This is a genomic window from Bacteroides sp. L008 (assembly GCF_040812255.1).
Lineage (GTDB): Bacteria > Bacteroidota > Bacteroidia > Bacteroidales > Bacteroidaceae > Bacteroides > Bacteroides vicugnae.
Map to the genome: position 1 here is coordinate 727,772 of NZ_JBFNXO010000001.1, position 25,072 is coordinate 752,843.

30 protein-coding genes and 1 pseudogene are annotated in these 25,072 nt (G+C 37.9%); 30 read left to right on the top strand and 1 reads right to left on the bottom strand.

Features of this window, described 5'->3' with window-relative positions; all coding sequences use genetic code 11:
• Positions 1-58: 58 nt before the first annotated feature.
• The 23 genes and pseudogenes from AB3G73_RS02940 (at position 59) to AB3G73_RS03050 (ending at position 15,656) form a co-directional block, all read left to right on the top strand.
• Positions 59-508 (top strand): VRR-NUC domain-containing protein, encoded by a 450-nt coding sequence (locus tag AB3G73_RS02940; protein WP_367742552.1) that lies wholly within the window; start codon positions 59-61, stop codon positions 506-508.
• Positions 505-1,347: a hypothetical protein gene (locus tag AB3G73_RS02945; protein ID WP_367742557.1), complete on the top strand. Its 843-nt coding sequence runs from the start codon at positions 505-507 to the stop codon at positions 1,345-1,347. Before AB3G73_RS02940 ends, AB3G73_RS02945 begins: the two co-directional genes overlap by 4 nt.
• Before the next feature lie 88 nt (positions 1,348-1,435).
• Positions 1,436-1,831 (top strand): annotated as a pseudogene (locus AB3G73_RS02950) (DUF6633 family protein); the annotation flags it as partial.
• Positions 1,832-1,855: 24 nt separating this feature from the next.
• On the top strand, positions 1,856-2,044 hold the full coding sequence (locus tag AB3G73_RS02955; protein WP_367745410.1) for a hypothetical protein: 189 nt from the start codon (positions 1,856-1,858) through the stop codon (positions 2,042-2,044).
• A gap of 103 nt (positions 2,045-2,147) precedes the next feature.
• Complete coding sequence (locus AB3G73_RS02960; RefSeq protein WP_367742562.1) at positions 2,148-3,863, top strand: ParB/RepB/Spo0J family partition protein; 1,716 nt, start codon at positions 2,148-2,150, stop codon at positions 3,861-3,863.
• Between the two features lie 27 nt (positions 3,864-3,890).
• Positions 3,891-4,658: an HNH endonuclease signature motif containing protein gene (locus AB3G73_RS02965; RefSeq protein ID WP_367742565.1), complete on the top strand. Its 768-nt coding sequence runs from the start codon at positions 3,891-3,893 to the stop codon at positions 4,656-4,658.
• A complete protein-coding gene (locus AB3G73_RS02970) occupies positions 4,655-5,095 on the top strand; it encodes a hypothetical protein (protein WP_367742567.1) in 441 nt (146 codons plus the stop codon). Before AB3G73_RS02965 ends, AB3G73_RS02970 begins: the two co-directional genes overlap by 4 nt.
• Positions 5,096-5,222: 127 nt before the next feature.
• The gene (locus AB3G73_RS02975; protein WP_367742570.1) at positions 5,223-5,516 is read left to right on the top strand and encodes a hypothetical protein; all 294 of its coding nucleotides are present in this window, start codon (positions 5,223-5,225) and stop codon (positions 5,514-5,516) included.
• Positions 5,517-5,626: 110 nt separating this feature from the next.
• On the top strand, positions 5,627-6,283 hold the full coding sequence (locus tag AB3G73_RS02980) for a ParB N-terminal domain-containing protein (protein ID WP_367742571.1): 657 nt from the start codon (positions 5,627-5,629) through the stop codon (positions 6,281-6,283).
• Positions 6,252-7,004 carry a hypothetical protein gene (locus AB3G73_RS02985; protein ID WP_367742573.1) on the top strand — a complete coding sequence of 251 codons (753 nt, stop codon included), beginning with the start codon at positions 6,252-6,254 and terminating at the stop codon, positions 7,002-7,004. The genes AB3G73_RS02980 and AB3G73_RS02985 overlap by 32 nt, the downstream gene beginning before the upstream one ends.
• Before the next feature lie 111 nt (positions 7,005-7,115).
• The gene (locus tag AB3G73_RS02990; RefSeq protein WP_367742577.1) at positions 7,116-7,691 is read left to right on the top strand and encodes a hypothetical protein; all 576 of its coding nucleotides are present in this window, start codon (positions 7,116-7,118) and stop codon (positions 7,689-7,691) included.
• Between the two features lie 49 nt (positions 7,692-7,740).
• The gene (locus AB3G73_RS02995; RefSeq protein ID WP_367742581.1) at positions 7,741-8,529 is read left to right on the top strand and encodes a DUF3560 domain-containing protein; all 789 of its coding nucleotides are present in this window, start codon (positions 7,741-7,743) and stop codon (positions 8,527-8,529) included.
• A gap of 2 nt (positions 8,530-8,531) precedes the next feature.
• Positions 8,532-8,996: a hypothetical protein gene (locus tag AB3G73_RS03000; protein WP_367742586.1), complete on the top strand. Its 465-nt coding sequence runs from the start codon at positions 8,532-8,534 to the stop codon at positions 8,994-8,996.
• A gap of 456 nt (positions 8,997-9,452) precedes the next feature.
• Entirely contained in the window at positions 9,453-10,559 is a 1,107-nt protein-coding gene (locus tag AB3G73_RS03005) for a tyrosine-type recombinase/integrase (protein WP_367742590.1), read from the top strand.
• Complete coding sequence (locus AB3G73_RS03010) at positions 10,516-11,508, top strand: SAM-dependent DNA methyltransferase (protein ID WP_367742595.1); 993 nt, start codon at positions 10,516-10,518, stop codon at positions 11,506-11,508. The genes AB3G73_RS03005 and AB3G73_RS03010 overlap by 44 nt, the downstream gene beginning before the upstream one ends.
• A 175-nt stretch (positions 11,509-11,683) precedes the next feature.
• Entirely contained in the window at positions 11,684-11,929 is a 246-nt protein-coding gene (locus AB3G73_RS03015) for a hypothetical protein (protein WP_367742601.1), read from the top strand.
• Between the two features lie 23 nt (positions 11,930-11,952).
• Entirely contained in the window at positions 11,953-12,618 is a 666-nt protein-coding gene (locus AB3G73_RS03020; protein ID WP_367742605.1) for a hypothetical protein, read from the top strand.
• A 12-nt stretch (positions 12,619-12,630) separates the two neighbouring features.
• Entirely contained in the window at positions 12,631-12,843 is a 213-nt protein-coding gene (locus tag AB3G73_RS03025; RefSeq protein ID WP_367742610.1) for a hypothetical protein, read from the top strand.
• Positions 12,844-12,861: 18 nt separating this feature from the next.
• The gene (locus AB3G73_RS03030) at positions 12,862-13,458 is read left to right on the top strand and encodes a hypothetical protein (RefSeq protein WP_367742614.1); all 597 of its coding nucleotides are present in this window, start codon (positions 12,862-12,864) and stop codon (positions 13,456-13,458) included.
• Positions 13,459-13,477: 19 nt separating this feature from the next.
• Positions 13,478-13,690, top strand: a complete 213-nt coding sequence (locus AB3G73_RS03035) for a hypothetical protein (RefSeq protein WP_008647651.1) — start codon at positions 13,478-13,480, stop codon at positions 13,688-13,690.
• Positions 13,691-13,702: 12 nt separating this feature from the next.
• A complete protein-coding gene (locus AB3G73_RS03040) occupies positions 13,703-14,617 on the top strand; it encodes a radical SAM protein (protein WP_367742620.1) in 915 nt (304 codons plus the stop codon).
• 359 nt (positions 14,618-14,976) lie between these two features.
• Positions 14,977-15,210 (top strand): hypothetical protein, encoded by a 234-nt coding sequence (locus AB3G73_RS03045; RefSeq protein WP_367742625.1) that lies wholly within the window; start codon positions 14,977-14,979, stop codon positions 15,208-15,210.
• 8 nt (positions 15,211-15,218) lie between these two features.
• Positions 15,219-15,656 (top strand): ASCH domain-containing protein, encoded by a 438-nt coding sequence (locus tag AB3G73_RS03050; RefSeq protein ID WP_367742630.1) that lies wholly within the window; start codon positions 15,219-15,221, stop codon positions 15,654-15,656.
• 139 nt (positions 15,657-15,795) lie between these two features.
• Here AB3G73_RS03050 and AB3G73_RS03055 read toward each other — a convergent pair whose 3' ends face one another.
• Positions 15,796-16,809: a putative phage abortive infection protein gene (locus AB3G73_RS03055; protein WP_367742634.1), complete on the bottom strand. Its 1,014-nt coding sequence runs from the start codon at positions 16,807-16,809 to the stop codon at positions 15,796-15,798.
• A 135-nt stretch (positions 16,810-16,944) separates the two neighbouring features.
• Here AB3G73_RS03055 and AB3G73_RS03060 point away from each other — a divergent pair, with 135 nt between their 5' ends.
• The 7 genes from AB3G73_RS03060 to AB3G73_RS03090 all read left to right on the top strand — a co-directional run bounded on the left by AB3G73_RS03060 (position 16,945) and on the right by AB3G73_RS03090 (position 25,069).
• Complete coding sequence (locus tag AB3G73_RS03060) at positions 16,945-17,730, top strand: NAD-dependent epimerase/dehydratase family protein (RefSeq protein WP_367742639.1); 786 nt, start codon at positions 16,945-16,947, stop codon at positions 17,728-17,730.
• Between the two features lie 115 nt (positions 17,731-17,845).
• Positions 17,846-18,388 (top strand): terminase small subunit, encoded by a 543-nt coding sequence (locus AB3G73_RS03065; protein ID WP_367742645.1) that lies wholly within the window; start codon positions 17,846-17,848, stop codon positions 18,386-18,388.
• 61 nt (positions 18,389-18,449) lie between these two features.
• On the top strand, positions 18,450-20,465 hold the full coding sequence (locus AB3G73_RS03070; protein WP_367742649.1) for a PBSX family phage terminase large subunit: 2,016 nt from the start codon (positions 18,450-18,452) through the stop codon (positions 20,463-20,465).
• Between the two features lie 130 nt (positions 20,466-20,595).
• A complete protein-coding gene (locus tag AB3G73_RS03075) occupies positions 20,596-22,035 on the top strand; it encodes a phage portal protein (RefSeq protein ID WP_367742652.1) in 1,440 nt (479 codons plus the stop codon).
• Complete coding sequence (locus AB3G73_RS03080; protein WP_367742657.1) at positions 21,989-23,044, top strand: phage prohead protein; 1,056 nt, start codon at positions 21,989-21,991, stop codon at positions 23,042-23,044. The genes AB3G73_RS03075 and AB3G73_RS03080 overlap by 47 nt, the downstream gene beginning before the upstream one ends.
• Positions 23,045-23,061: 17 nt before the next feature.
• Positions 23,062-24,639, top strand: a complete 1,578-nt coding sequence (locus AB3G73_RS03085; RefSeq protein WP_367742662.1) for a phage major capsid protein — start codon at positions 23,062-23,064, stop codon at positions 24,637-24,639.
• 4 nt (positions 24,640-24,643) lie between these two features.
• A complete protein-coding gene (locus AB3G73_RS03090) occupies positions 24,644-25,069 on the top strand; it encodes a hypothetical protein (RefSeq protein ID WP_367742667.1) in 426 nt (141 codons plus the stop codon).
• The last annotated feature ends 3 nt before the right edge of the window (positions 25,070-25,072 follow it).

Genomic DNA, 25,072 nt, shown 5'->3' on the forward strand with positions numbered 1-25,072 from the left:
CAACAGATTGTAGACCTTCTCAATGAATGTTATGCAATCTCAAATAAGAATCATAAAAATGACTGAAGAAGATATAAAGATACAAGAAGCAAAATATTCTGAAACAAAGATTCAGCATATATGTGTTGAGTGGTTCAGAACTACATTCCCCCATGTAGCCGGACTGTTGTTTGCCATACCTAACGGTGGAATGAGAACAAAGAAAAGTGGTTTCATGCGTAAATATGAAGGTGCTATAGCTGGTATTGCAGACTTGATACTTCTTTTTCCTCGTGGTGGAAAATGTAGTCTTTGTATAGAGATGAAAACTCCACGTATAAAGGGAAAGAGTGCCGGTGCACAATCACCTGCGCAAAAAGAGTGGCAAAAACTGATTGAAAGTAATGGTAGTGTATATGTTGTCTGTCATGGACTGATTGAGTTTATTCATAGTGTCTGTGATTACTTGAAAGCTGATCCACAACCGTACATAAACGATGTCTTACGGAATTATTATAAATTGATATGACTTATATTGAACTTATCAATAGGTTTTGGGAACTTGATGAAAGCTGGCAATTTTCCTGCTGTGAAACGAGGCTTTATTTTTACTTGCTAAAAATTGCGAATCGTTTAGGCTGGGAGGATAACTGGACACGTAGTGATACAAAGGTGTCATCTGACGTGGGAGTGTCTGTAAAAGTATTCAAGTCTGCCCGAAATAGATTAGTTCAAGCAGGTCTTATTGAATGTAAACAAGGCAATGGAAGAGGTAATAAATCAACGTATTCTATTAAAGGTGTACAAAAAGGTATGCAAAATATACCACCTTTACGGCATCCTTTAGGTACACCTTTAGGGCACCCTTTAGGTACACCTTTTCAAGAAAGCTCCCCCATACCCCCTAAAGAAGAATATAAGACAGAGACAAAGACAAAGAAAGAACCCCCTAAAGGGGGTAAGAAAGAAAGTAGCTCTGGCGAGCTTTTCCCACCTTCAAAACTGGAGAAACCTAAAAAAGTAGCAAAGGAGTTTTTAGCTCCTACGCTTGATGAGGTTATTCAATACTTCATCAAGCAAAGTGCTCCGGAACGGTTGAACGATTGGCAGGAACAGGCAGAAATATTCTTCAATCACTTTGATTCAATAGGGTGGAAGAATGCCAGTGGGGTGAAAATTGAACGTTGGGAATCTAAGGCCAACCTTTGGATATTGGATCATGTCAAAGAAAACCGGAAGAAATATGGAGTTGATACACAAGAAAGAAACTCAGATAGCGACCGCCAAAAGTTTGATGTCACTCGCAATCTCGAAGAACTTGACCGAAGGTGGAGGGAAGAGCACGGTATTGAGCAGGAAGTTGGCTAGCACGTATAGTCCAAAGCTCTTTTGTGAAACGTATAATCCGGACTTACAATCCCGATTAATGATTGTCAAATCAATAGCAGAACTGTCTATGATTGACGGATGCCCGAAGTTAGGTGATGTAAGTCTTGCCTACGGCATTGCAGGTGCCAAGGAGTGGCTAAAGTGTCATTTGCTCAAGGTGAATTGCTTCGTTGGTGCAAAACTAAAATTAACTGATGAGCAGTTAATCGATTTGAGTGATCAGATTACCTGCGAGTATCCGTATTTAAACATTGCTGAACTATGTTGTTTCTTTGGTCGTCTCCGGTCCGGTAAGTATGAAGAGTTCTTTGGTTCTGTTGATCCAATGCAAATTCTCAAGTCGCTTGATACATTCTGCCGGGACAGAAGAAAGGATATGATTAAAGCCGAGCAAGCTATTGATGCTATAAAAATGGAGAATAGCATAAAAGAACGTGCTAGTCATTCTGTCACACTTGAACAATATCTTAAAAATCGAAATGGAATGATGAGAGTTACAATTTACTGGGTAACAAAAGACGAAAATCTCCGTAAGCGGATTAGAGAGCGTTTCGATATTGATAATTATACGAGTATCAATGGTGAAACGTATGCTGAAATAAAGGATGAGGACGTTGAATTGTTGCGTGAAACAGAGAAGCGCGGATTTATACAACTTCGCTTCAAACCCCAGTAAAAAAGGCGTTAAAATGGCGAAGTTTCTGTTTGCACAACTTGTCATTTTACGATAACTTTACTGATGTAAGGAACTAAAAGTCAAACCAATATAAATTAGAATTATGGAATTACAAAACATTAGAATCAACCTGATTAGTCCTTCTCCTTTGAATCCGAGAAAGACTTTTGATGAAGCAGCTCTGAATGAGCTTGCAAGTAACATAGAGAAACAAGGCTTATTACAGCCTATCACTGTCAGGGTAGCCAAATCCGAAGATGTGACCGACTTAGAGACTGGTGATGTCACAACAATTCCCTGTTCGTATGAGATTGTTTGCGGTGAGCGCCGCTTCCGTGCTGTATCACTTCTGAAAGCAAAGGAAGATGAAGAGAATGTTGCAAAAATCAAGGCCCATCGGAAAAAGTCTGAAAAATTTCAAACAATCTCCTGCATTGTCAGAGAAATGACAGATGATGAGGCTTTTGAAGCTATGATTACCGAGAATCTTCAAAGAAAAGATGTTGATCCCATCGAAGAAGCTTTTGCTTTTGCGCAGTTGACAGAGAAAGGGCGTTCCCTGGAAGATATTGCTCTTAAATTTGGAAAGTCCACTCGCTTTGTCTTTGACCGTATAAAGCTAAACGGGCTTATCCCGGAACTGAAAGAGCGTGTAAGAAATGGAGATATACCGTTATCCGGTGCTATGATTCTTTCGAAGCTCGACGAAGAAACTCAAAAAGAATTCAATGAGGAAGAAGATGAACAATGCACGGTATCTATGATACGTGATTATGTGAGTAATTCCTTTTTAGAACTAGATAAAGCGGATTGGATTAAAGAGGATGCTGATAATTGGGAAAATGGCGAATTTAAGCAATGCTCTCAATGTGAGTCTAATACCTGTAATCATGGTTGTTTGTTCTATGAGATGAACAATAAAAATGCCCGGTGCATCAATGCTACCTGTTTTGATAAGAAACGGATAGCTTATGTAATACGAAAGATTCTGCTTGAGAGTGAGAATCTTGTCAAAGTAGGTGAACCTCTTTCATTTGGGAAAACTGTAATTGTAGCAAAAGCCGATTCTTATTGGAGTGATGAAAGGAAGATGCAGTATGAGAATGCTTTAGAAGCCGTTAAGCAACTTGGATTTGAAGTCGTTAATCCTGATGAAGTGTTTAGATACTCATGTTATTATGATGCTGATGATGAACGAACGCTAAAAATGCTCGATGAAGGCGAAGTTTATCGCTGTATCTCTTTTTTTGGGTGCTATAAACCGGAATTTAATATAAAATTCTATTACATAAAGAAAGAGCTGGCTTCTAGTACTGCCGCTGTTGCCGACCCTAAAGAAATAGAAAGGGATAAGATTAGTGCTCAATTAAAAAGAGCGAAGGATATAGTTAAAGAGAAATCTGCTGAAGAAATGCGCAAATGGGCACAAGAGAAACCATACTATCAGAATACAAAAGAGTTTTCAGAAAATGAGCAGCTTGTTTTTGATGTAATGATTCTTAGTAGTTGTAGCAGTACTTATCTTGAAAAGCTGAACTTGAAGAAATGGAATGCTGATAGTGACTTTGTAAATTATGTCAAGAATAACCAAGCCAACCGGCATCAATGGTATAGAGCCTTTATCGCTGAATGTTTATCATCGAATAATGTAAATTTCTACTCTTACTTACAAAAGTGTCAGAAAATCCTTTTTGCAGAACAATATCCTGATGATTACAATGCACTTACAAAGAAACTTGCAGATTCATATAGCAAGAAAGAGATGAAGCTCAAAAAACAACTGGAAGAGCTTAATAACGATAACACAGAGGAAGCCTAACGGTTTCCTCTCTTTATTGATATGCTTATGAAAACTTGGACTAATGAACATCTCGCTATCCTTGATAGCGAGTATCCAACTGCTGACTTAAAAGAACTTGCCAGGCGACTTAGTAAAACACCTGAAGCTGTTAAATCCAAAGCTTTGATTCGTAAACTGAAACGTTCTCCGGACGTGAGGGTTTGGAGTCCGGAGAAAAGGCAAAAACTGATAGTTCTTTACCCTAATCATACAAATCTTGAAATAGCTTCGATGCTTGGTTCAACTGAAAGTGCTGTTTCCGGCATGGCTTTCAAATTAAAATTGAGAAAGTCTGCCGAGTTCTTATTCGAACATTCTTCAAAAGGTTTCTTTCCCAAAGGGCACCAACCGATGAATAAAGGGCTCAAGCAAACTGAATACATGTCTGATGCCCAAATTAAAAAAACGAAAGCTACGCAATTTAAAAAAGGGCATACCCCGAAGAATCATAAACCGGTTGGCTATGAGCGTATAACTCGTGATGGATATATCGAAGTGAAAACTGCTGAACCCAATGTCTTTGAACTAAAACATCGCCTTGTATGGATTGAGCACAACGGTGCAATCCCAAAAGGTTGCAATATTCAGTTCAAGGACGGTGACAGGCAGAATGTTTCTATTGAGAACCTTTACATGATTAGTCGTTCTGAACAATTAAAAAACGAAAATTCGATGTATGCCCGGTATCCTGAAGATGTCCAGTACCTTATAAAATTGAAAGGAGCTTTGAGTAGACAGATTAATAAAGTAACAAAAAAAAATGAATCATTATGAATGATGGAGCAATAGATAGATTGAAAGAAATGGTTAATAAATCGTTCCTTTATCAGAACGAAGAAGTTGTTATCCTTAATTATTGCGATTGCACCGGTGATGATGGTACCGAAGTCGAAATATACTTGAATAACGGAAAGGTATTAATCTTTAGTATGTTTGATTTGGCTTCGAAGTTGAACCGTTTCCGTCCACTGACTAATACTGTAATTGTGTTGGCCAATGAGCGGTTAAATAAGGTGTCAACTGTGAATCCCACCATTCTGCAAGATTTGAGGGATTTAGTTCTTCAACAAATTAAGGATGTGAAAGAGGACCCTAGCAGAGTAAACCAAGCAAAGCAAGTTTTCCAAGGTGTTAATACCGTAATCAATCTTGCTAAAACAGAATTGGAGTACAGGAAGTATTTGGATACAACAGATGCTTTACAAAAATAGCTACTGGAGAATGTATTTAATCATTTGGAATATGTATCAGAAAGTTTTTGGTATGGTTCTTATTAGAGGACAACCGTAATTTAGTAGTGTGAGATTATTCTTAGTCTAACAATTTACCCCGATCAATATGATAACATTGAATAGGCTTGCTCAAAAATGCTTAGATGTTATGGTTAGGCGATTTAGAATGAATGAACATAGTTCACGAAAGGCTTTCAGCTTACGGGTTGGTGCTATTTGGAGAAAGTTCGATGCCTCATCAAAATATAAGAGTGATAATCTTCCAAAATATTCAGAGGATGAAGAATTAGCAGCCGAGATGATAATTTACCTTGTTGCTTACCTGAAAAGGTTTGGCTGTAAGGATGTTGAACAGCTTATCAAGGATAAGATAGAGTTCAATGATAAAAAGACTGATTAGGTGTTGTTACTGACTGTTTGTGTTGTTGATTTTAATGCAGTTTGTTATGGTAGAGACAATTCAAGTCTGCCTGCTGACTGTTTGTGTTGTTGATTTTAATGCAGTTTGTTATGACAGAAACAATTCAAGTCTGCTTGCTTGATTTTAACAAGGGGCAGCTCACGGGATTACCGAAAAATCCTCGTTTTTTCCGTGATTACCGCTTTGAAGCGATGAAAAAAAGTATTCAGGATTCGCCTGAAATGCTTGAACTTAGGGAACTTATAATTTTCCCCTATAATGATGGCCGATATATTGTCGTTTGTGGCAATTTACGTTTGCGTGCCTGTAAGGAGCTTGGATATAAAGAACTGCCTTGCAAAGTCCTGGCACCTGATACCCCCGTTAAGAAGTTGAGAGAGTATGCCACAAAAGACAACGTCAATTTCGGTGAGAACGATTTGGACGTAATGGAAAATGAGTGGAATAAAGCAGAACTCCAAGACTGGGGTATCGAGTTCGGCCCGGAAAAGAAAGAGGATGAGTTTAAGGAGCGTTTCGATACTATCACTGATGATACGGCCATTTATCCTCTTATCCCAAAATACGACGAAAAACACGAGCTATTTATCATAACTTCAAGCAATGAGGTTGATAGCAACTGGCTCCGTGAAAGACTGGATATGCAGCACATGAAGTCGTATAAGACCGGGAAAGTAAGTAAATCTAATGTAATTGATGTAAAAGACGTTCGCCATGCCCTGCAAGATAGTAATACCAAGTCATAAACGCCATGACCGAGTGTTTGCTAAGAAGTTGGTGAACGAACCGATCATATGTGTTGCTGAAAGCCAAGCAGACTTATATCAGCAATTTAATCCTGAATGTGAAATCGTAACTCATCCTGATGATGTAATAGGCCTCATCCCTAAACGTAATTGGATGGCGAAACATTTTGGCGAGCTCTTCATGCTCGATGATGATGTTCACGCCTGTAAAGCTATTTATGCAGATAAGGGTGAGCCCTGCCGGGTGAAAGATAAGGATAGAATCACTAACATCATTCAGTCATTATTTGAGATGGCCAACATGATGGACGTTCATCTTTTCGGTTTCACCGCCCGGATATCCCCTGTGATGTATGATGAAACCGGTTTTCTTTCCTTATCAAAAATGATAACCGGTTGCAGCTATGGGGTAATCTATAACAAAAATACTTGGTGGAATGAAGAAATACGTTTGAAGGAAGATTTTTGGATTTCCTGTTACATGAAGTACAAAGAACGTAAGATTTTAACCGATTTGCGGTATAATTTTGAGCAAAAGAACACTTTTGTGAATGCCGGTGGACTTGCTGCTATCAGGAACCAGGAAGAAGAACGTAAATCTATCCTTTTCATCAAGAAGAATTTCGGAGATACCATTTTGCTAAAGAGTGCTACCACTAATGGGAAGGACAAGACAAAGCAGCTTGTGCAGTATAATATATCATGCAAATTCAAGTTCTAAGAACCTGTGAAAAAGGCGTTTAAATGGCGTTCATTCTGTTTGCCATATTCGTCTTTTTTAGCTAAATTTACTGATGTAATCAATTAAAAGTCAAACCATTAAATTAGAATTATGATTATTAGAACAGTTTGCGGATATGATTTCTTCGAGGTGAGTTCTGCAATGCAAAAAGCAATCCGGCGAGCCGATACCGGGGTAGCCGGCTTTTTTGCATTGGAGTTGTGGGCTAGTGGATATAGAGATTATGTTTGGAAGCGTTTATTCACCATCAGCGCAGAGGATTGCTTTGGCATCATAACAAAAGAGGTTGAAGCATTATGGCAAGGGCATGAACTTGTAAATAAGACTGCTTCCGAACCTAAAGGTCGGATATTTGTCAGCAAAGCTGTTATCCTTCTTTGTGAATGTAGAAAGAACCGGGATGCCGACCATTTGCAAAACTTCATCTATGATAGAAGAAATATCGACATAGAGAAGTGGATTGATGATGTTAGACGTTACCCAATTCCCATTCCTGAATACACCTTCGATGTACATACGAGAAAAGGGAAGAAGCATGGTAGAACCAAGGAAGAGTTTTTCCAGGAAGAATTTAAGGCGTTGCAACCTCGTGTTCCTGGTTTATTCGACGACCTTGTAGTTACCGATGAATCAAAATTATCCAATGAAGAAACCACGGCTAAGTAGCTGTGGTTTCTTTTTAAAATAAGTCAAACCAAAATTAAATCAGAGAATTATGAACAGAAAAGAAAAACAGGAAGCAAGAGCTGACAGGTGCAGAGAACTTGCAGAAAAAGCGAGGAGAGAATCAACAGCGGCTTATAATCAAAGCTACAAAATGGTTGAACACATTCCGGCAGGACAACCTATACTTGTAGGACATTATTCAGAGGGTGCACATAGACGGTTGCTAGACCGTTCCTGGAATACTTTAGGAAAGTCTGTAAAACTTGGTGAGAAAGCTGAATACTATGAACAAAAGGCGGAAGCTGCCGAGAATAACAATTCCATCTATTTAGGAGATGATGATGCAGTAGACCGCCTACAGGAAAAAGTTGAATCTTTAGAGAAAGCTCAAAACATGATGAAAGCTGCTAATAAGATAATCCGGAGTAAAAAAATAAAGGATATCGCTAAGGTTGAACAGCTTCAGGAATTAGGCTTTTCGGAGGAAAAAGCAGTTAAACTTATTGAACCTGATTGTTATGGTGAGTACGGTTTTCCCTCTTACACGCTTACCAATAATAGTGCACGTATTCGCGATGCTAAACAACGCTTGGAACGTGCAAGACAGTTGAAAGAAACTGCTACTAAGGAATATACAATTAACGGTGTGCGTGTAGTTGAGAACGCTAAAGAGAACCAATTGCAACTGTTCTTTACAGGTATTCCAAGTGAGGAAATCCGGTCCCAATTAAAACATAATGCTTTTCGGTGGTCTCGGTTTAATGGTTGTTGGCAATCATACTTCAATCGTTGGCAGATTGAACGTGCGAAATCAATATTGAATCCAGTATCTGAATAATTATGGGAGAGTTATCAAGAAGAACCTCATTGCAAAGGATAATGAGGTCAACGGGTCGTGTACCTGTTCAGTGTTCATGTAGTATCTGTAAACAACAATGTCATACTCCATGCCTGGGTACTCCTGATGATATTGAACGAATTATTGATGCAGGTTACGCCGATAGATTAGCACTGACAAACTGGGCTGCTGGTATATTTTTAAGAGTCATTGATATTGCTGTTCCAATGATTCAACCTGTCTCCGGCAAAGAGTTTTGTGCTTTCTTCGAAAATGGACTGTGCATCTTACACGATAAGGATTTGAAGCCCACTGAAGGACGTTTGTCTCATCACACTGTCAGGAAGGATAACTTCAATCCGACTATGAGTATTGCATGGAACGTTGAGAAAGAATGGCTAATGCCGGAGAATGAGGATGTACTTTCTCGCGTAGTAAATAAATTCTTGAATGCGAGGAAGCCATGAATGTGTATCAATCAATACCTCGTAGAGATTGTAGGATGTTTGCTAAATGTGGAGTAAAATCCTTATCACATTGCCGGCGGTACCGTGATAAGGATGGTGAGTGTAAAAACTGTACTCTTATTCATCGCAAACCTCGCAATCGTATTATAGATGCTTCAGGACGTGAGATGAAAAAGTGCACCCATTGTGGACATTATTTCTATCTATATAGATTCTACAACCGTGTAGTTGTGAGAGAAGGCAGAGAGTATCACCTATTGACTTCCTGGTGCCGTATGTGTATGTCTGAAGTTAACAATGAAAGAACAAAAAGAAAAATGAAATAGAATATGAGTGAATTGTATGCTGCTCTAATTAGTTACGTCTGCAATAAAAAGCCCGGAAAGCATACTGCTAGTGGCTTTAAGTGGTTCTTTGAGAATGATAATACTTGGTGTGAATTAATAATAAGTAAACATGGATGATAAAAGAAAACAGATTTTTTTAGATTATATATCCTATCTATATACAACAGGTAAGAGCTATGATTTTATAGGGAAGTATATCAAATACGTTCATGACTTCCTTGAGGACGCAATCTGTATAAATCGTCGTGGATATCTTGCTTACAAGCAGAAGAATGCGGAAAGGATGATCCGCCATCCACTGATGTGTGACGCTATACTTGATTTATTATCGTTTCTTGGTATTGGATATAGACGTAAAGAGAAAGTTGTAAAGCCGCTAGAGAAATTAAGTGCTATTTCTGAAAAAAATAAGGCTTTGATTAATGCATTTATAGTTCAGTTGACAGATAATAATGATTACTCGTCTCATACTGTGGATTTATATTATACTTCTTTGAAGAAATTCTTCGAATATGCAAATGAGGTTAATATGGACAATTGTAGACGATTCATTAAAATGCTTGAGGAAGAAAAGTATTCTCCGGCTACTATAAGTTTGCGTATTACAGCTATCGAAAGGTTTTCCAAATGGATAAAGAAACCTATCGAATTAAAGAGACCTAAAATGAAACGGAAATTAGATGTCTCTAATGTCCCTACAGAAGATGAGTATAACAAATTACTGGAATATCTTGAAACCAAATCAAATAAAGACTATTACTTTTTTATTAAGGTTTTAGGTACTACTGGCGCACGCCTTTCTGAATTTTTGCAATTTACCTGGGAGGATATAGTCGCCGGTGAAGTGACTTTGAGAGGTAAAGGAAATAAGTACAGGCGTTTTTTCTTTCAAAAACAGTTACAACGAGAGGTGAAGGTTTATGTGAAGGAGAATAGTAAGACTGGGTTATTTGCGGTAGGTAGATATGGTCCAATTACTCAACGTGGGCTAGCGCAGTCTATGAAGGTGTGGGGGAAGCATTGTGGCATTGATTCTAAAAAGATGCATCCGCATGCATTTCGACACTTTTTTGCCAAGATGTTTTTAAAGAGAACAAAAGATGTAATTCAATTGGCAGACCTTCTCGGTCATGGTAGTGTAGATACAACAAGAATTTATTTACAGAAAAGTTATGATGAACAACAAAGAGACTTTAATAAAAACGTTACGTGGTAGCGTAGAGCAATTAACCGGGTTGGCTGAAATGGCTGAAGGTATTACCGTATTTAACGATGCTGGTTATGTGGATACAGATTTCCTCATGGAATCTCTTACTTGCGTTAATGCATTCATGGAAGCAAGTAACATGGTCATAACAAAGATATCCTCATTATTAGCTCCGGACGCTCCGGATGATGAGAAAAAGAAACAATCAGATGAAGGTAAAAAGTGGAGTGTAGAAGAAATCTTGAAACATTGTACCCTTGAAAACGACATTCTCAAACTTCCGGCAGTGCAGTTCAATAAGAAATCCTATGCTGAAGCTAAAAAATGGATAGAGGAAGCCGGTGGCTCCTGGCAAGGTGGGAAAGTTCAGGGATTTACATTTCCCTTTAACCCTGAACGTGTATTTTCTATCCTGAAGGAAGGAAAGCGATGTAATTTACAACAAGATTTTCAATTCTTTGAAACTCCTGCTGCTGTTGCTGATTGGTTGGTAATGCTTGCCGATGGAATAAATGAAACTGATACTGTATTGGAGCCAAGTGCTGGGCGCGGTGCTTTAATAAGAGCAATTCACCGGGCTTGTCCCTCTGTTATAGTTGAATGTTACGAACTGATGCCGGAAAACAGGGAGTTTCTTCATACACTTGGCAATGTGATACTGCTTGATGAAGATTTTACGAAAGATAGTGTAGGTACATATACAAAGATTATAGCTAATCCTCCGTTTGCGAATAATCAGGATATTGAACATGTGAGGTTGATGTATGATCGTCTGGCAGAAGGCGGCACACTTGCTGCTATTACTGGCCCACATTGGAAGTTGGGACAAGAAAAAAAATGTGCAGAGTTCCGTGCCTGGCTTGATTCTGTAGGTGGAAAAACTTTTGAAATAGGTGCTGGTGAGTTTAAAGAGAGCGGAACAACTATTGCTACTGTAGCAGTCGTAATTAAGAAATAATGTAAAGCTGATGTAAAAGTTTGCATTGATGGATTATAAGAAAGGGAAAGAATTGTACTTGAATAGTTGAAGAAAAATACTCACTAAAATGGCGTTAAAATGGCGAAGTTTCTGTTTGCTAAACTTGTCAATAACGATTACCTTTATAGATGTAAAGAACTAAAAGTCACTCAATATGAATAAGAATGATAAGATAGCAAAATTGGAAAAACTGGGTGTTTATAATCAATGGAAATATAATACAGAAAGAGCAAATGAGACGTTTAATATTGAGTGCTCTGATTTCTCAATGACAAATGAAGAACGGATACAAAATTTGCTAGATGTCGATTGCTGCTTTCAACGATTTCTAGTCATTTCATTCCCTTTTAATAATACTCCTGAAGGCGTTGCTTTTTGGGAGAATATTGCAAAAAAATAATCGAACTTAATCAATTAGAATTTATGAGTAAAAAAGATTTAATAGAGCAGAATATCACAAGAATCCAAGAATATGTGAATGAACAAATTGAAGGTGCAAAGTGGAATAGTTCTGCTATATCAACTATCGAAACTACTTTAATAATTGTAGGTAATAGCGATGATGACTATGATTTCGCAGTCTTATTTGTTCCTGATAGAGAATGTTTCTATTGCGAAATCATTGAAAATAAAATTGAATACATAGATTGTGAGGTAGACCGTGAAATATGTCAATTTGAAGGAAGAATAATCTTTCAATATGTAAATGGTAACTTCGAAAAATTGAGAGGTGTAGTATTCAATGATGCCTTTCATCAATTTGAAAACTGTAACGATGACTCTGTTTGCGATACTTGTTCTCTCCAGTGTGAATGTTCGAGAAACTATCCTATTTGCTTTTGTGATATGTTTGAGAATATAGAACAAGAGGAGCACATGGTAAATAAAGGCCCTATTCAAGAGTATATTGATAATCAAAAAAAGCCTGTTAACCAGGTAATAATAAATGGCGTAGTTTACAATGCTATCGAAGATTGCGAGGATGATTGTCCTGATTGTTGTGCAGTGAAAGAATTATGTAACAAATCATCAGCAACACCTTGTTTGCTGTTTGAGATGAAGTGCCATTTTGAGAAAGAAACTAAATAGAATAAATCAGAAATGAGCATTAAGAAAATCAAGAAGTACAATCCACAGTCTTTTCTGGATGATTTAAAACGAGTGCGTGAAGTGGTGGTTTACGCTGAACATACTAATGCATATTATCGAATAAATAAAAAAGACTTATTAAGAGATGCAGAAAATAATGCCATAGCATACTATGTGACAGATAAAATCTTTGTCCGTGAGCGTGATGTTATGGTAATCATTTAATTAATAACATTATTAGATATGAATAAAATGAATTTAAACGAATTACGGGATAAAGCATATAAAATCGCCTGTGAGCATGGTTTTCACAATGAAGAATTGAGTAACGAACATTGCTTTTGCCTTGTCATAAGTGAGTTGATGGAAGCTGTGGAAGCAGACCGGAAAGGAAAGAGAGCGGAGGTCGAATCATATAAACTGCTCTCAACCGCAAGTATTGAGAGGACTGGCAATTTAAACTACTTCAATGAGGTTTCATTTTGTTATTATATCAAAGGTACCATTGAAGAAGAACTGGCTGATGCTGTTATTCGTTTGCTTGACTTGGCTGGACTTCGGAATATAAGCCTTGAATCTGCAATGCAAGATATTAATTCTGAATGCATAGATGATTCCGCTGATTCCTGTGCTAGTGAGACATTCACAGAGACTATATACGCTATCTCTACACTTCCTGTTAGATATGACGGACTGTTTGATTTTCCTACTACCGTGAATGATATGATACTATCAATATTTGGACTCTCTAAGCATCTTGAAATAGACCTATTTTGGCATATCGAGCAGAAAATGAAGTATAACCAATACCGCGAGAAGATGCACGGGAAGAAGTATTAACCCTCAAATCAGAATAGATATGAGTAAGATAGATGTTTCACCCCTGAACACTGCATTTGAAAATCTGAAAGATGGCGCAATCCTGTTATTTCAGAAAAATTCTGATGGAACATTCTCGCCTATTTCTTTGGAGAGGTCACACGGAAGATTGATACAAGAAATACTGGCTGAATGTAGTAAAGAAAGTCCTCTTTATGTTCTCAAAGAGGTTAAGGTAAAGCAATTAACGTAAAACAGAATAGTAATGAACATTGGACTATTAGCAGTTGATAGTAATTATCCCAATCTCGCTTTGATGAAGATAAGCAGCTATCATAAGATAAGAGGTGATAACGTAGAGTGGTATAATCCTCTATGTACCTATGATAAAGTTTATGCGGCGAAAGTCTTTTCATTTACTCCGGATTACGGCTATTACATCAACGCTGACCAGGTCGAAAGAGGAGGTACAGGATATGATATAAAAAAGGTTCTTCTACCGGAAATTGATAGAATGATTCCTGATTACGATCTGTATAATGTTGATAAGAATTTAGCTTATGGTTTTCTCACCCGTGGGTGTCCGAATAAGTGCAAATGGTGCGTTGTACCTGCCAAAGAAGGAAACATCACCCCTTGCATGGATATAACGGAAGTATGCGCCGGACGAAAGAATGTAATTCTCATGGATAACAACGTACTTGCATCCGACTACGGTTTGCAACAGATTGAAAAGATTGTCTCCATGGGAGTACGTGTAGACTTCAATCAGGGATTAGATGCCCGCTTAGTGACAGATGATATTGCCCGGTTACTCGCTAAAGTAAAGTGGATAAAGCGAATAAGATTCGGTTGTGATACACCGGGACAAATTGCAGAATGTGAACGCGCTACGGCTTTGATTGATAAGTACGGATATAAAGGCGAATACTTCTTCTACTGTATTCTGTTGAATGATTTTAAGGAAGCATTTACCCGTGTTAATCATTGGAGAATAAAAGGCGGTCGATTTTTACCACATTGCCAGCCTTACCGGGATTTAAATAATCCGCATCAAATTATCCCTCAATGGCAAAAGGATTTAGCCGGATGGGCTGATAAGAAGTGGATTTTTAGAAGTTGTGAGTTTAAGGACTTTACCCCTCGAAAGGGTTTTGTCTGTAATGAGTATTTTAACTAATAACAAAGTATGTATGAAATATCCTAAAAGAAAGAAAAAGTATAAATTTGAAAGAACTTGCTATAACTGCAAATATCATTTAAACTGTACTGCTGACCGTTATTCCAAGTATGTTGTGAAGTATTGTGAGAAGTTTAAATTCTGTTCATCATGTAAGAGTATGTAACAATAAGAAAGGAGGCAAATATGAAAGGACATGAAGTTAAGTTACTGCTTATAACGGTTTTCTTCATTGCAGCAACAACCCTTATATCCGATACATCAAAAGAAGTGGCGTTACTTATTATTGTAGTGAATATACTATCCTACATTTTATTGGTACTGAATAGAATTTTGAATGCATTAAAATGATAATAAAAATGAGTAAAAAGAGAACCATAGATGACCGTAAGAAACTTTTGATACGGTATAGAATAAATGAAAAAGGATATGTATCTTTCATAGACCCTTGTTGTGATGAAATGCCTGTCCGCCTTTTTGGCAAGATTATGAAAGCCATATCCGATGTAGAGCAAGAATGGAACAGTAGAATAGCTAATAAGGTTAGCTCTCTTCCCCCTGATGTCACATCAGATAAACCAACACTCAAATAAGTGCAAAAATGAAAGCAATAACAATAAAACAGCCATGGGCTTCTTTGATAGTCCACGGTATCAAGGATATCGAAAACCGTACTTGGGCGTGTCCTGAGAGATACATAGGGCATAGAGTGTTAATCCATGCGAGTGGAAAACCTGTAGAAATGAGAAATCCCAATAGTATATTTACAAAAGCTCAATGGGATAGTCTGCCTATTGAGTTTCAACGAAAAATAATATGTGCAGAGGGCATTATCAATTCTGCTATCATTGGAAGTGTAGAAATAATTGGATGCTCTATCAATCATTCTTCTAAATGGGCAGAGAAAACAGATGATAGTAAAGGTTATTATGAAAATCCTATTTATAACTGGGTGCTAGCTAATCCAATACTTTTTGAAAGTCCTATTGAGAATGTAAAAGGTAGGCTTTCTTTTTGGGATTATCTTGGCATCAAATAAGTAGAAATAGAATATTCTGAATGGAAGTATAGAGATAACACTTGAGGATTATACAACCGCTCTTTTCCCTATATTTTTGTCCAGTTGCAATAAATACGAGTGTACGATAATGGAGTGTGATTAATAGTTGGGTATATAATTATTTGTTTGTAGAATCAGCTATAAATTCATGAAAAAGAGAGTTAATAGTCTGCATTACGATTTCTTTTTCTGTATCATATCCAGATATAGGAAGTTCGAGGGCAATAATGTTATTGAATATATCAAATTTCTTTAATAAAGAAATTGTTTTGAGAGTTGATTGCGAGCTCATTGAATTGAATAGTATGACTGTTAACTCATCTGAGGATAATTGTGCTCTAAATATTTTAGAATAGTCATTGGGGTATTTAAAATTTTGGATTGAATCCAACAGATAATATATGTTTCTATGGTATTGCCCTAAATATTGTCCATATTGCCCATATAAATAATCTCCGACATTTCTTATGAACTTATAGAGCTGTTGGTATCTTTTTTCTATACATATTCTATTACATATTGATGCAACAATTATGCGATACATTTCATGAATTCTGCTTGACATTATTATGCCTTTTATTTCGTATATAGTATCATAATAATATTTGGGATTCCTACTTTTTAATAATACATTTAATTCTGTAGTTGAGTGAACTCCAAACTTAGTATAGATCTCCTGAAATGCTTGCTCGTCTAACTTACTGACTTGTGTTAATTCTGATGGAAATTTTTCTCCATCTTTTATAAAATGATATATTACATAAGCATAGAATAATGAACGCGCTTCATGTGCATATGCTTTGAATGCTTCAATTCCTGTTTTCTCAATTTGGTGTTCAGTATATTTGTTGGTATCGACTTGATGTTGATATAATCCCAACAAATTATAAAATGTTGACCTTTCATTATCAATTTGTCTATTTATTTGTGAGTCTTTTATTGTATAAAGTACTCCAATGAAAGCAAGTAATCCTGTAATTGAACCTAAATAACTGCCGAAATCAGCAAAATCATTATGATTATGTGATAGTCCGTGATGAAATCTATATACATATACTAATATTAGTATTAGAGTAAATATGACTGTTGCAATTAATGCGTATTTGATTATATCTATCTGCGGTCTTTTCATTTTATTTGATTTTATATTTTATACAGCTACAAATGTAGTGTATTCTAGTTTGAAGTTAATGTTTTTTTGAGTTTTTTGCTAACAATATGTTGAATTTGGATATATGAGAGTTTGATATATCCTTTATTTTTTGTGATGATGAAGAAAATAATTGTAACCGGTAGTGAGGGGTTTATAGGCAAAGCCCTTTGCTGCGAATTGACAAAAAGAGGTGTTGAAGTCATAGGACTTGATCGAAAGTCTGGTACTGAAGCCACAAAAGTATGTGAGCTCCTGAAAAATGGGGGTATTGATTGTGTGTTCCATTTGGCGGCGCAAACCAGTGTGTTTAATGGAAACCTGGAACAAATCAGGAAAGATAACATTGATACCTTCATGCGAGTAGCTGATGCTTGCAATCAAAATCATGTGAAGTTGGTATATGCCAGTTCGTCAACGGCGAATCCGGAGAATACTACTTCCATGTATGGAATAAGTAAATATTTCGATGAACAGTACGCATCTATCTATTGTAAGACAGCAACCGGCTGCCGACTGCATAATGTATATGGGCCAACCCCACGCGAAAGAACTCTTCTCTGTTTTCTTCTAAACGAGGAAAAGGTGTCTTTATACAACAGCGGTCAGAATATCCGGTGCTTTACTTACATAGATGATGTCGTCGAGGGGCTTATCTATGCGATAGGATGTAACCGGCAGCTCATCAATATTTGTAATGTCCAGCCTGTGACTACTATGTATTTTGCATCTTTAGTAAAATACTACAAACCGCTTGAAATAGAGTTGATTAACGAGAAACGTGAATTTGACAATTTCGAGCAATCGGTGAACCGGGGTATCTATTTAGTACCTTTGTCCTATACGTCAGTCGAGGACGGAGTAAGAAAAATATTCGCCGTGCGGAGAAAGGATAATTCCTAAAAAATGCGGGGGCGGAGAAATAGAAATCCTATGAGTGTACAACCATTCTAATTTATTCCTGCATGTCGAGTGACTATCATTGTTTCTCCATGCAGGAATTTAATAATTTGAAGCTATGAGTAAAGAGAGGTCATTAACATTAAAACAGGAGAAGTTTTGCCAGTATTACGTTGATATAGATGGCAATGCAAGTGAAGCATACCGAATGGCTTACGACTGTTCTAAGATGAAGCAGGAGAGTGTTTGGCGCAATGCTCATGCCCTTATGCAAAACATCAAGGTTTCATCAAGGATAAAAGAGATAAGAGAAAAGAGGGCGAAAGAAACTGAAGTTAAACGTGAAACAGTGGAACGTGTACTGATGGATATCATTATTGCTGACCCCAATGACTTGTATATTGTCGATGAACTGACAGGTAAGGTAAAGATGAAAAGTCCTTCGCAGCTTCCAAAGCGTACACGCAATGCATTGAAGAAGATTCAGAATAAGAGAGGAGAAGTTACCTATGAGTTCAACGGTAAAACGGAAGCAGCTCGTTTGCTTGGTGCCTGGAACGGATGGGAAGCCGATAAGAATGTCAACATCAAAGGTGGAGACGGAAACAAGGTAAGTGAACTTCGTATTGGCTTTGATGAAAATGATAAATCGGACGAATAGAACAATTTTATAGGCTATTTCCTATGTTTTCCCTACGGATAAACCTTACTTTTAGAACAATATGGTTATAAATTATAAGAAGCTAAATCCTAACGGATTCTATCTATTGAAGTACTTGAATGATGAGACTATCCGTTTCATTATCTTGTATGGTGGCTCATCTTCCGGTAAATCGTACAGTGTGGCACAAACTATACTGATACAGACATTACAGGACGGTGAGAATACTCTAGTCATGCGTAAAGTAGGAGCTTCTATACTCAAAACCATTTATGAAGATTATAAGGTCGCTGCGGCAGGCCTTGGCATATCCCATTTGTTTAAGTTCCAGCAGAACACAATCAAATGCCTGGTTAATGGAGCTAAGATAGATTTTTCCGGTCTTGATGATCCGGAGAAGATAAAAGGTATCTCCAACTACAAGCGTGTTCAGTTAGAAGAATGGTCAGAGTTCGAGCATCCGGATTTCAAACAACTACGTAAGCGTTTGCGTGGTAAGAAAGGCCAGCAGATTATTTGTACCTTTAACCCGATCAGTGAAAGCCACTGGATAAAGAAAGAGTTCATTGATAAAGACAAATGGCATGATGTGCCGATGTCTGTAACCATTGCCGGCAAAGAGTTACCGGAAGAGCTTACTAAGGTCAAATCAGTAAAGAAGAATGCACCCCGGCAAATACTTAATCCTCGTACAAAGCAAATCGAGGAACAGGACTCAAATACAGTTATTATTCAATCTACCTACCTGAATAACTTTTGGGTTGTTGGTTCTCCTGATGGTACATACGGTTTTTACGATGAGCAATGTGTTGCCGACTTTGAATATGATAGAGTTCATGACCCGGACTATTACAATGTATATGCATTGGGAGAGTGGGGTGTTATTCGTACCGGTAGTGAGTTCTTCGGCTCCTTCAACCGTGGAAAACATTCCGGTGAACATATGTATGTTCCGGGCCTACCTATTCATATATCAGTAGATAATAACGTGCTGCCATATATCAGTGTGTCGTATTGGCAAGTAGATTTTACTACCGGTACCCGAATTTGGCAATTCCATGAGACGTGTGCCGAAAGCCCGAACAACACAGTGAAGAAATCTTCTAAACTCGTAGCCAAGTATCTGAAATTCATTCAATATTCTAACATATTATACGTACACGGTGACGCCTCAACGAAATCCGCTAATAGTTTCGATGATGAGAAACGTTCCTGGATGGACTTATTCATAGATACATTACAGAAAGAAGGATTCGAGATTGAGGATAAGGTAGGTAACAAGAATCCGAGTGTAGCGATGACCGGTGAGTTTATCAATGCCATCTTTGACAGTACTGTTCCTGGCATAGAGATATACATCGACGAATCATGTTCTGTATCCATTGAGGATTACATGAGTGTACAGAAAGATGCCAATGGTGCCATTCTCAAAACTAAGGTGAAGAATAAAACAACTTTGCAGAGCTATGAGGAACACGGGCACCTATCCGACACATTCCGGTATGTGGTTGTAGATTTATGTAATGAGCAGTACATCGAGTTTAGTAACCGGCGAAAGAGAAACTTGTATGCCGGTAAAGGAATGCTTGGTTTCTTCAACCCGGAAGCGCAAAATGTGTACACGCAGCGGCTTTTGTATGTCATGCCGAATATAGAAGGAACATTTGTATTTGTCCAGGCTTTCCGATGCGGTGATAAATGGCACTTAGTTGATGCTCTGTTCAGGGAATCATCTTCTATTGAAGAAATCAAGGCGGCTTGTACAGGCCATGAAGCAAATATATGTTTGTTTGAATGTTCATCTGCTTATTATCAAACTGTACGTGAGTTGAGGGAAGTAATGAAAGGAACTGAAGTCAGAGTAAGGAAAGAGTTCCCGGACGTAGATAAACGAATAGCTGCTACCTCTGACTTTATAAGAAACAATATTCTGTTATCTTCTAAAATGCTTGAAGAATCGCAGGATTACAATGCGTTCATCGCCAACCTGATGGACTATAATATAAACAGTGAAAACAAGAGTGCAAGTATAATTTTAAGTGGCCTTGCATATTATATAATAAAATTGTGTTCATAATCGGATTTGCTGTAATTTGTTGTATTATAGTGTGTTATCGTGTGTTTTGTATTCCTCTTAAATTTCAAGATTTTAGGGTTTTGAAAAACCAATTATTCATATCCCTACATTTGTTTCAAATAAAAATTAAATGAGCTGGTTTCGTAAAAAATCTAAGTCTGAAGAAGAACCTGTACTGGATACTAATGTAGAAGTCATTAGTGATACAGGCGAGGAAAAGAAACTTCCTGAAGGGATAAAAATAACTGTTGAAGATTTATTTTCTTCTCCGTTTGTTTGTTCTCGGAACTTACTGTCTCTTTTTGACTCTGTTCCAGAAGTCTTTTTCCCAATCGATTATATTGCTTCCCGTATTGCTAGTGCCAACTTTCAGTTTAAGAAAGTGAAGGATGATAGTATTGTTTGGAACAATAAGAATCTGAATCAGATACTTCTTAGACCTAACTGCCTGATGACATGGAAACAAAATGTTTATCAGCATTTCGTGTATAAACTGTGTCTTGGTAACAGCTTTACACGTGCTGCAATGTCTGACAGCTTCTCGAATGCAGAAAAATGGCGTTATTGCTCAAACTATTGGGAACTTCCTGCTGATTGTGTAGAGGTACTTCCTGTTTTAGGAAGTAGTATTCCGTTATTTGGCATAGCCGATCAAGATGAAATAATCGGCGGATATCGCTTGGGCTATGGTATCTTGAGTACTGTGAACATTCCTGCTCATCAAATATGGCATGATAGGGATGGACTTGTGAATTATTATTCAGGAAGTGGATTTATGAAATCGCGAAGCCGTCTCTTTTCGCAAATGAAGCCGATATCAAACCTTATTGCTGTGTATGAAGCCCGTAATGTGATTTATGTAAAACGCGGTGGATTAGGATTCCTTATCAACATGAAACAAGATGAATCCGGGCCTATTGCAATGACTAATGATGAGAAGAAAGAAATATTGGAACAACATTACGGTAAGTATGGGGTAGGCAAGAATCAATTACCATATGGTTTGTCTGATATTCCATTAAGCTTTGTACGTACCAATCTTACTATTGCAGAACTTCAACCTTTTGAGGAAACACTTGCAGATGCTATTAGTATTGCAGGTGCATACGGTATTCCTGCTGTATTGGTTCCTCGCAAAGACCAGTCTACTTTTAGCAATCAATCTACGGCAGAGAAGAGCGCCTATTCCTCTGTTATCATTCCGTTAGCAAAACAGTTTTGTAGTGAGTTTACCCAATTCTTGGGACTTGAAACAAGCGGCTATTATTTGGACTGTGATTTCTCCGATGTGGATTGTCTGCAAGAAGGATTAAAAGAAGCCGAGGAAGTTAAAACCAATGTGAATGCCAGGTGCAAAGACCAGTTTCTTAGTGGCCTGATAACATACAATGATTGGCGGGCACAGATTGGTGAAAGTAAATTTGAAGAACCTATGTTCGATAAAACATTATTTGAAATGTCGGACCAGGAACGAGAGATAGTTAAACAAATATTTAGTCTTAACACAAAAAGTGAAGTTGAAAATGGAAGAGAAAATCAAAAGCCTTCAGTACAAGACAAAGGCAAATGACGTTGATGAGAAAGGTGTCGTTACCGTTGCGGTTAACGGTATCGGTGTGAAGGACTCACAGAATGACATATCCATGCCCGGATCATTCAACAAGACATTGAAAGAGAATATTGGTCGAATGCGTTGGTTTCTGAATCATCGTACAGACCAGTTGTTAGGTGTGCCATTGAGCGGTGAAGAAAAAGACGGTAATCTGATTATGGCCGGTCAAATGAACCTCAAAAAACAGATGTCGCTGGATATCTTGGCTGATTATAAACTGTATGCAGAGCATGGTCGCACATTAGAACACTCTATTGGTGTCAAAGCTATTAAAAGGGATTCACTTGATCCTTGTAAAGTGCTCGAATGGCGAATGATGGAGTATTCTACATTGACAGGTTGGGGAAGTAATCCTCAAACGTTCCTGGTGAATATCAAATCTGCTACTGATGAGCAGATAAAGGAAGCTGTCGATTTCGTTCGTAAAGCGTTCTTGCAGCATGGATATAGCGATGAACGTTTAAAAAATTACGATATGGAATTAAATTTATTGCTGAAGAGTCTCAACGGTGGTGCCGTTGTCTCATGTCCTCATTGCGGTTATCAGTTTGATTATGATGCAGAAACAGAACATACCTTTGCACAACAGGTACTCGATTATGCTGCTGATTATCAAAGATGGATAACACAGGACATCGTAAGAGAAGAAATGGAGAAACTTACTCCGGAGATTAGAAATCAGGTTATCACTCTTATTGATTCTGTAAAGTCTGTTGATAAGGAGTTTACAGAAAAGAGTCTGCAAGACCTCATGAATTATGTAAGATGTCCCCATTGTTGGGGAAAAGTATATCGTTCGAATGCTATTCTACAAAATACTCCAGAAGATACTACCGGAAAGAATGAGCCGTCTGTTGACACTCAAGAAAAGAATGACGGAGAAAATGGTAACGATGGAGTGACGACTAAAGCCGCCGATAATGGCACTTTTTTCAAGAGTTTGAATAGCTGTTTCGAAAATAAATAACTTAAAATTTGAATTTTATGCCTATTAGAAAATTTGTAGTATCAGATTTTAATCTGAAAACAGACGGTTTGCCAGCAGAACAGAAAGCTTTCATGGAAAACATTGCTGGTATGATGTGTGAAGTAGTCAACAAGTCATTGGAAGGTATTGCAACACCGGAAGATGTGACTAAACAGTTTGGGGATATTAATAACTTGTTGAAGGCTTATGACGGTGAGAAGTTCACTCAACTGGTTAAGGATAATGAAGCACTTGTTGAGCAGGTGAAGAACCTTGGTGATAGTATCGAAAAGATGAAACAAAAGGGATTGTCAATGACTACTATCAACAAGTTTGATGAAAAATTGTCTGAAATGCTTGATTCGGAGAAGTTCAAGGACTTTGCTGAAGGTAAGACGCGTAAATCAGGAGAGTTTGATGGTTTCTCTTTGAAAGATGTCGTTTCCATGACAGACAACTATACCGGTGACTTGTTGATTACCCAGCAGCAGAATCGTGTAGTTTCCCAGGTGGCGAATAAGAAGATTCATATGCGTGATGTCTTGACGACATTAAGCGGTGACCCTGCTTATCCTCAACTTGCATATGCTCAAGTATATGCTTTCAACCGCAATGCCCGTTTTGTAACAGAAAACGGTCGTTTGCCGGAATCAAGCATCAAGGTTAAAGAAGTACAGACCGGTACAAAGCGACTTGGTACTCATATCCGTATTTCAAAACGTATGTTGAAGTCAAGAGTGTACATTCGCTCTTATATCTTGAATATGCTTCCTGAAGCTGTTTGGATGGCTGAAGATTGGAACATTCTGTTTGGTGACGGTAACGGTGAAAATTTGCTGGGTATTGTAAATCATACAGGTGTAACTTCTGTTGAGAAGATTATCAGTACCGCTATTCTTACAGGCGCCGCCGGTGCTGTGAAGTCAATTTCCGGGTATAACGGTGACAAAGATGTAATCGTTGAATTTAATGAACCACAAGATTTGATTCTTGATGGTATGAGTATCACTTTTGCAAATGCTGCTGTTCTTACTGAACTGAATAAAACGCACGCTCTTGTAAAAATGGAAGATGGTCGTATCCTTATTCCAGGTGTTGCTTTCACTGATGCTGAAACTGCTGCTGATAAAATGACATTCAGCGTTCATGAAGCAGGTTTCAAGAACATCGAAGAACCCAACTCCGAGGATGTGGTGAAAACCGCTTTTGCTGCAATGACATACGCCCAGTATTTCCCGAACGCTATTGTTCTTAATCCTATGACCGTCAATGGTATGGAATCGGAGAAAGATACAACTGGGCGTAATCTCGATATCGTTAAAATGGTTAATGGCGTGAAGCATATTGCAGGTCGTCCGATTATCGAGTATGGCGGTATTCTTCCCGGTAAGTATCTTATGGGTGACTTCAACCAGGCTGCAAATTTGGTAGATTATACTATTCTTTCGCTTGAATGGGCTGAAGATGTGGAATCCAAGCTCTGTAATGAGGTTGTATTGATGGCACAGGAAGAAGTAATCTTCCCAATCTATATGCCATGGGCTTTTGCTTATGGAGATTTGTCTGCATTGAAAGCTGCAATTACTAAAGCGTAAGATTATGGATTACATACTTAGAGGTAACGACAAGGATGTAACCAATGTGTTTAAAGAGCAACGCATTCGGATTAATAGAGGGGTGATTCAACTCATCCCCATTTCCGAATGCGGATTGGTGACAGAAGAAGACGCTCGAAAGACATTGGAATGTATGCTCACAGAGAAAAATGCGAAAATCGGTGAGCTTACTGAATCCATTGCAGAGAAAGATAAAGCTATTGTTGAACTGACAGATGAACGTGATACAATGAAAGCTCGTATTGCAGAACTTGAAGCCTTTGTTCCTTCTGATAATAAGAATCTTCCGGCTGCCGACTCGAAAGAGTTGCCTGTTGGAGATGCTAAGGAAGTAGCAATTGTTGATGATAAAACCATTTCCGGGGAAGATGAAAAGAAAACCGGAAAGGGTAAGGCTTCTAAACAATAATCG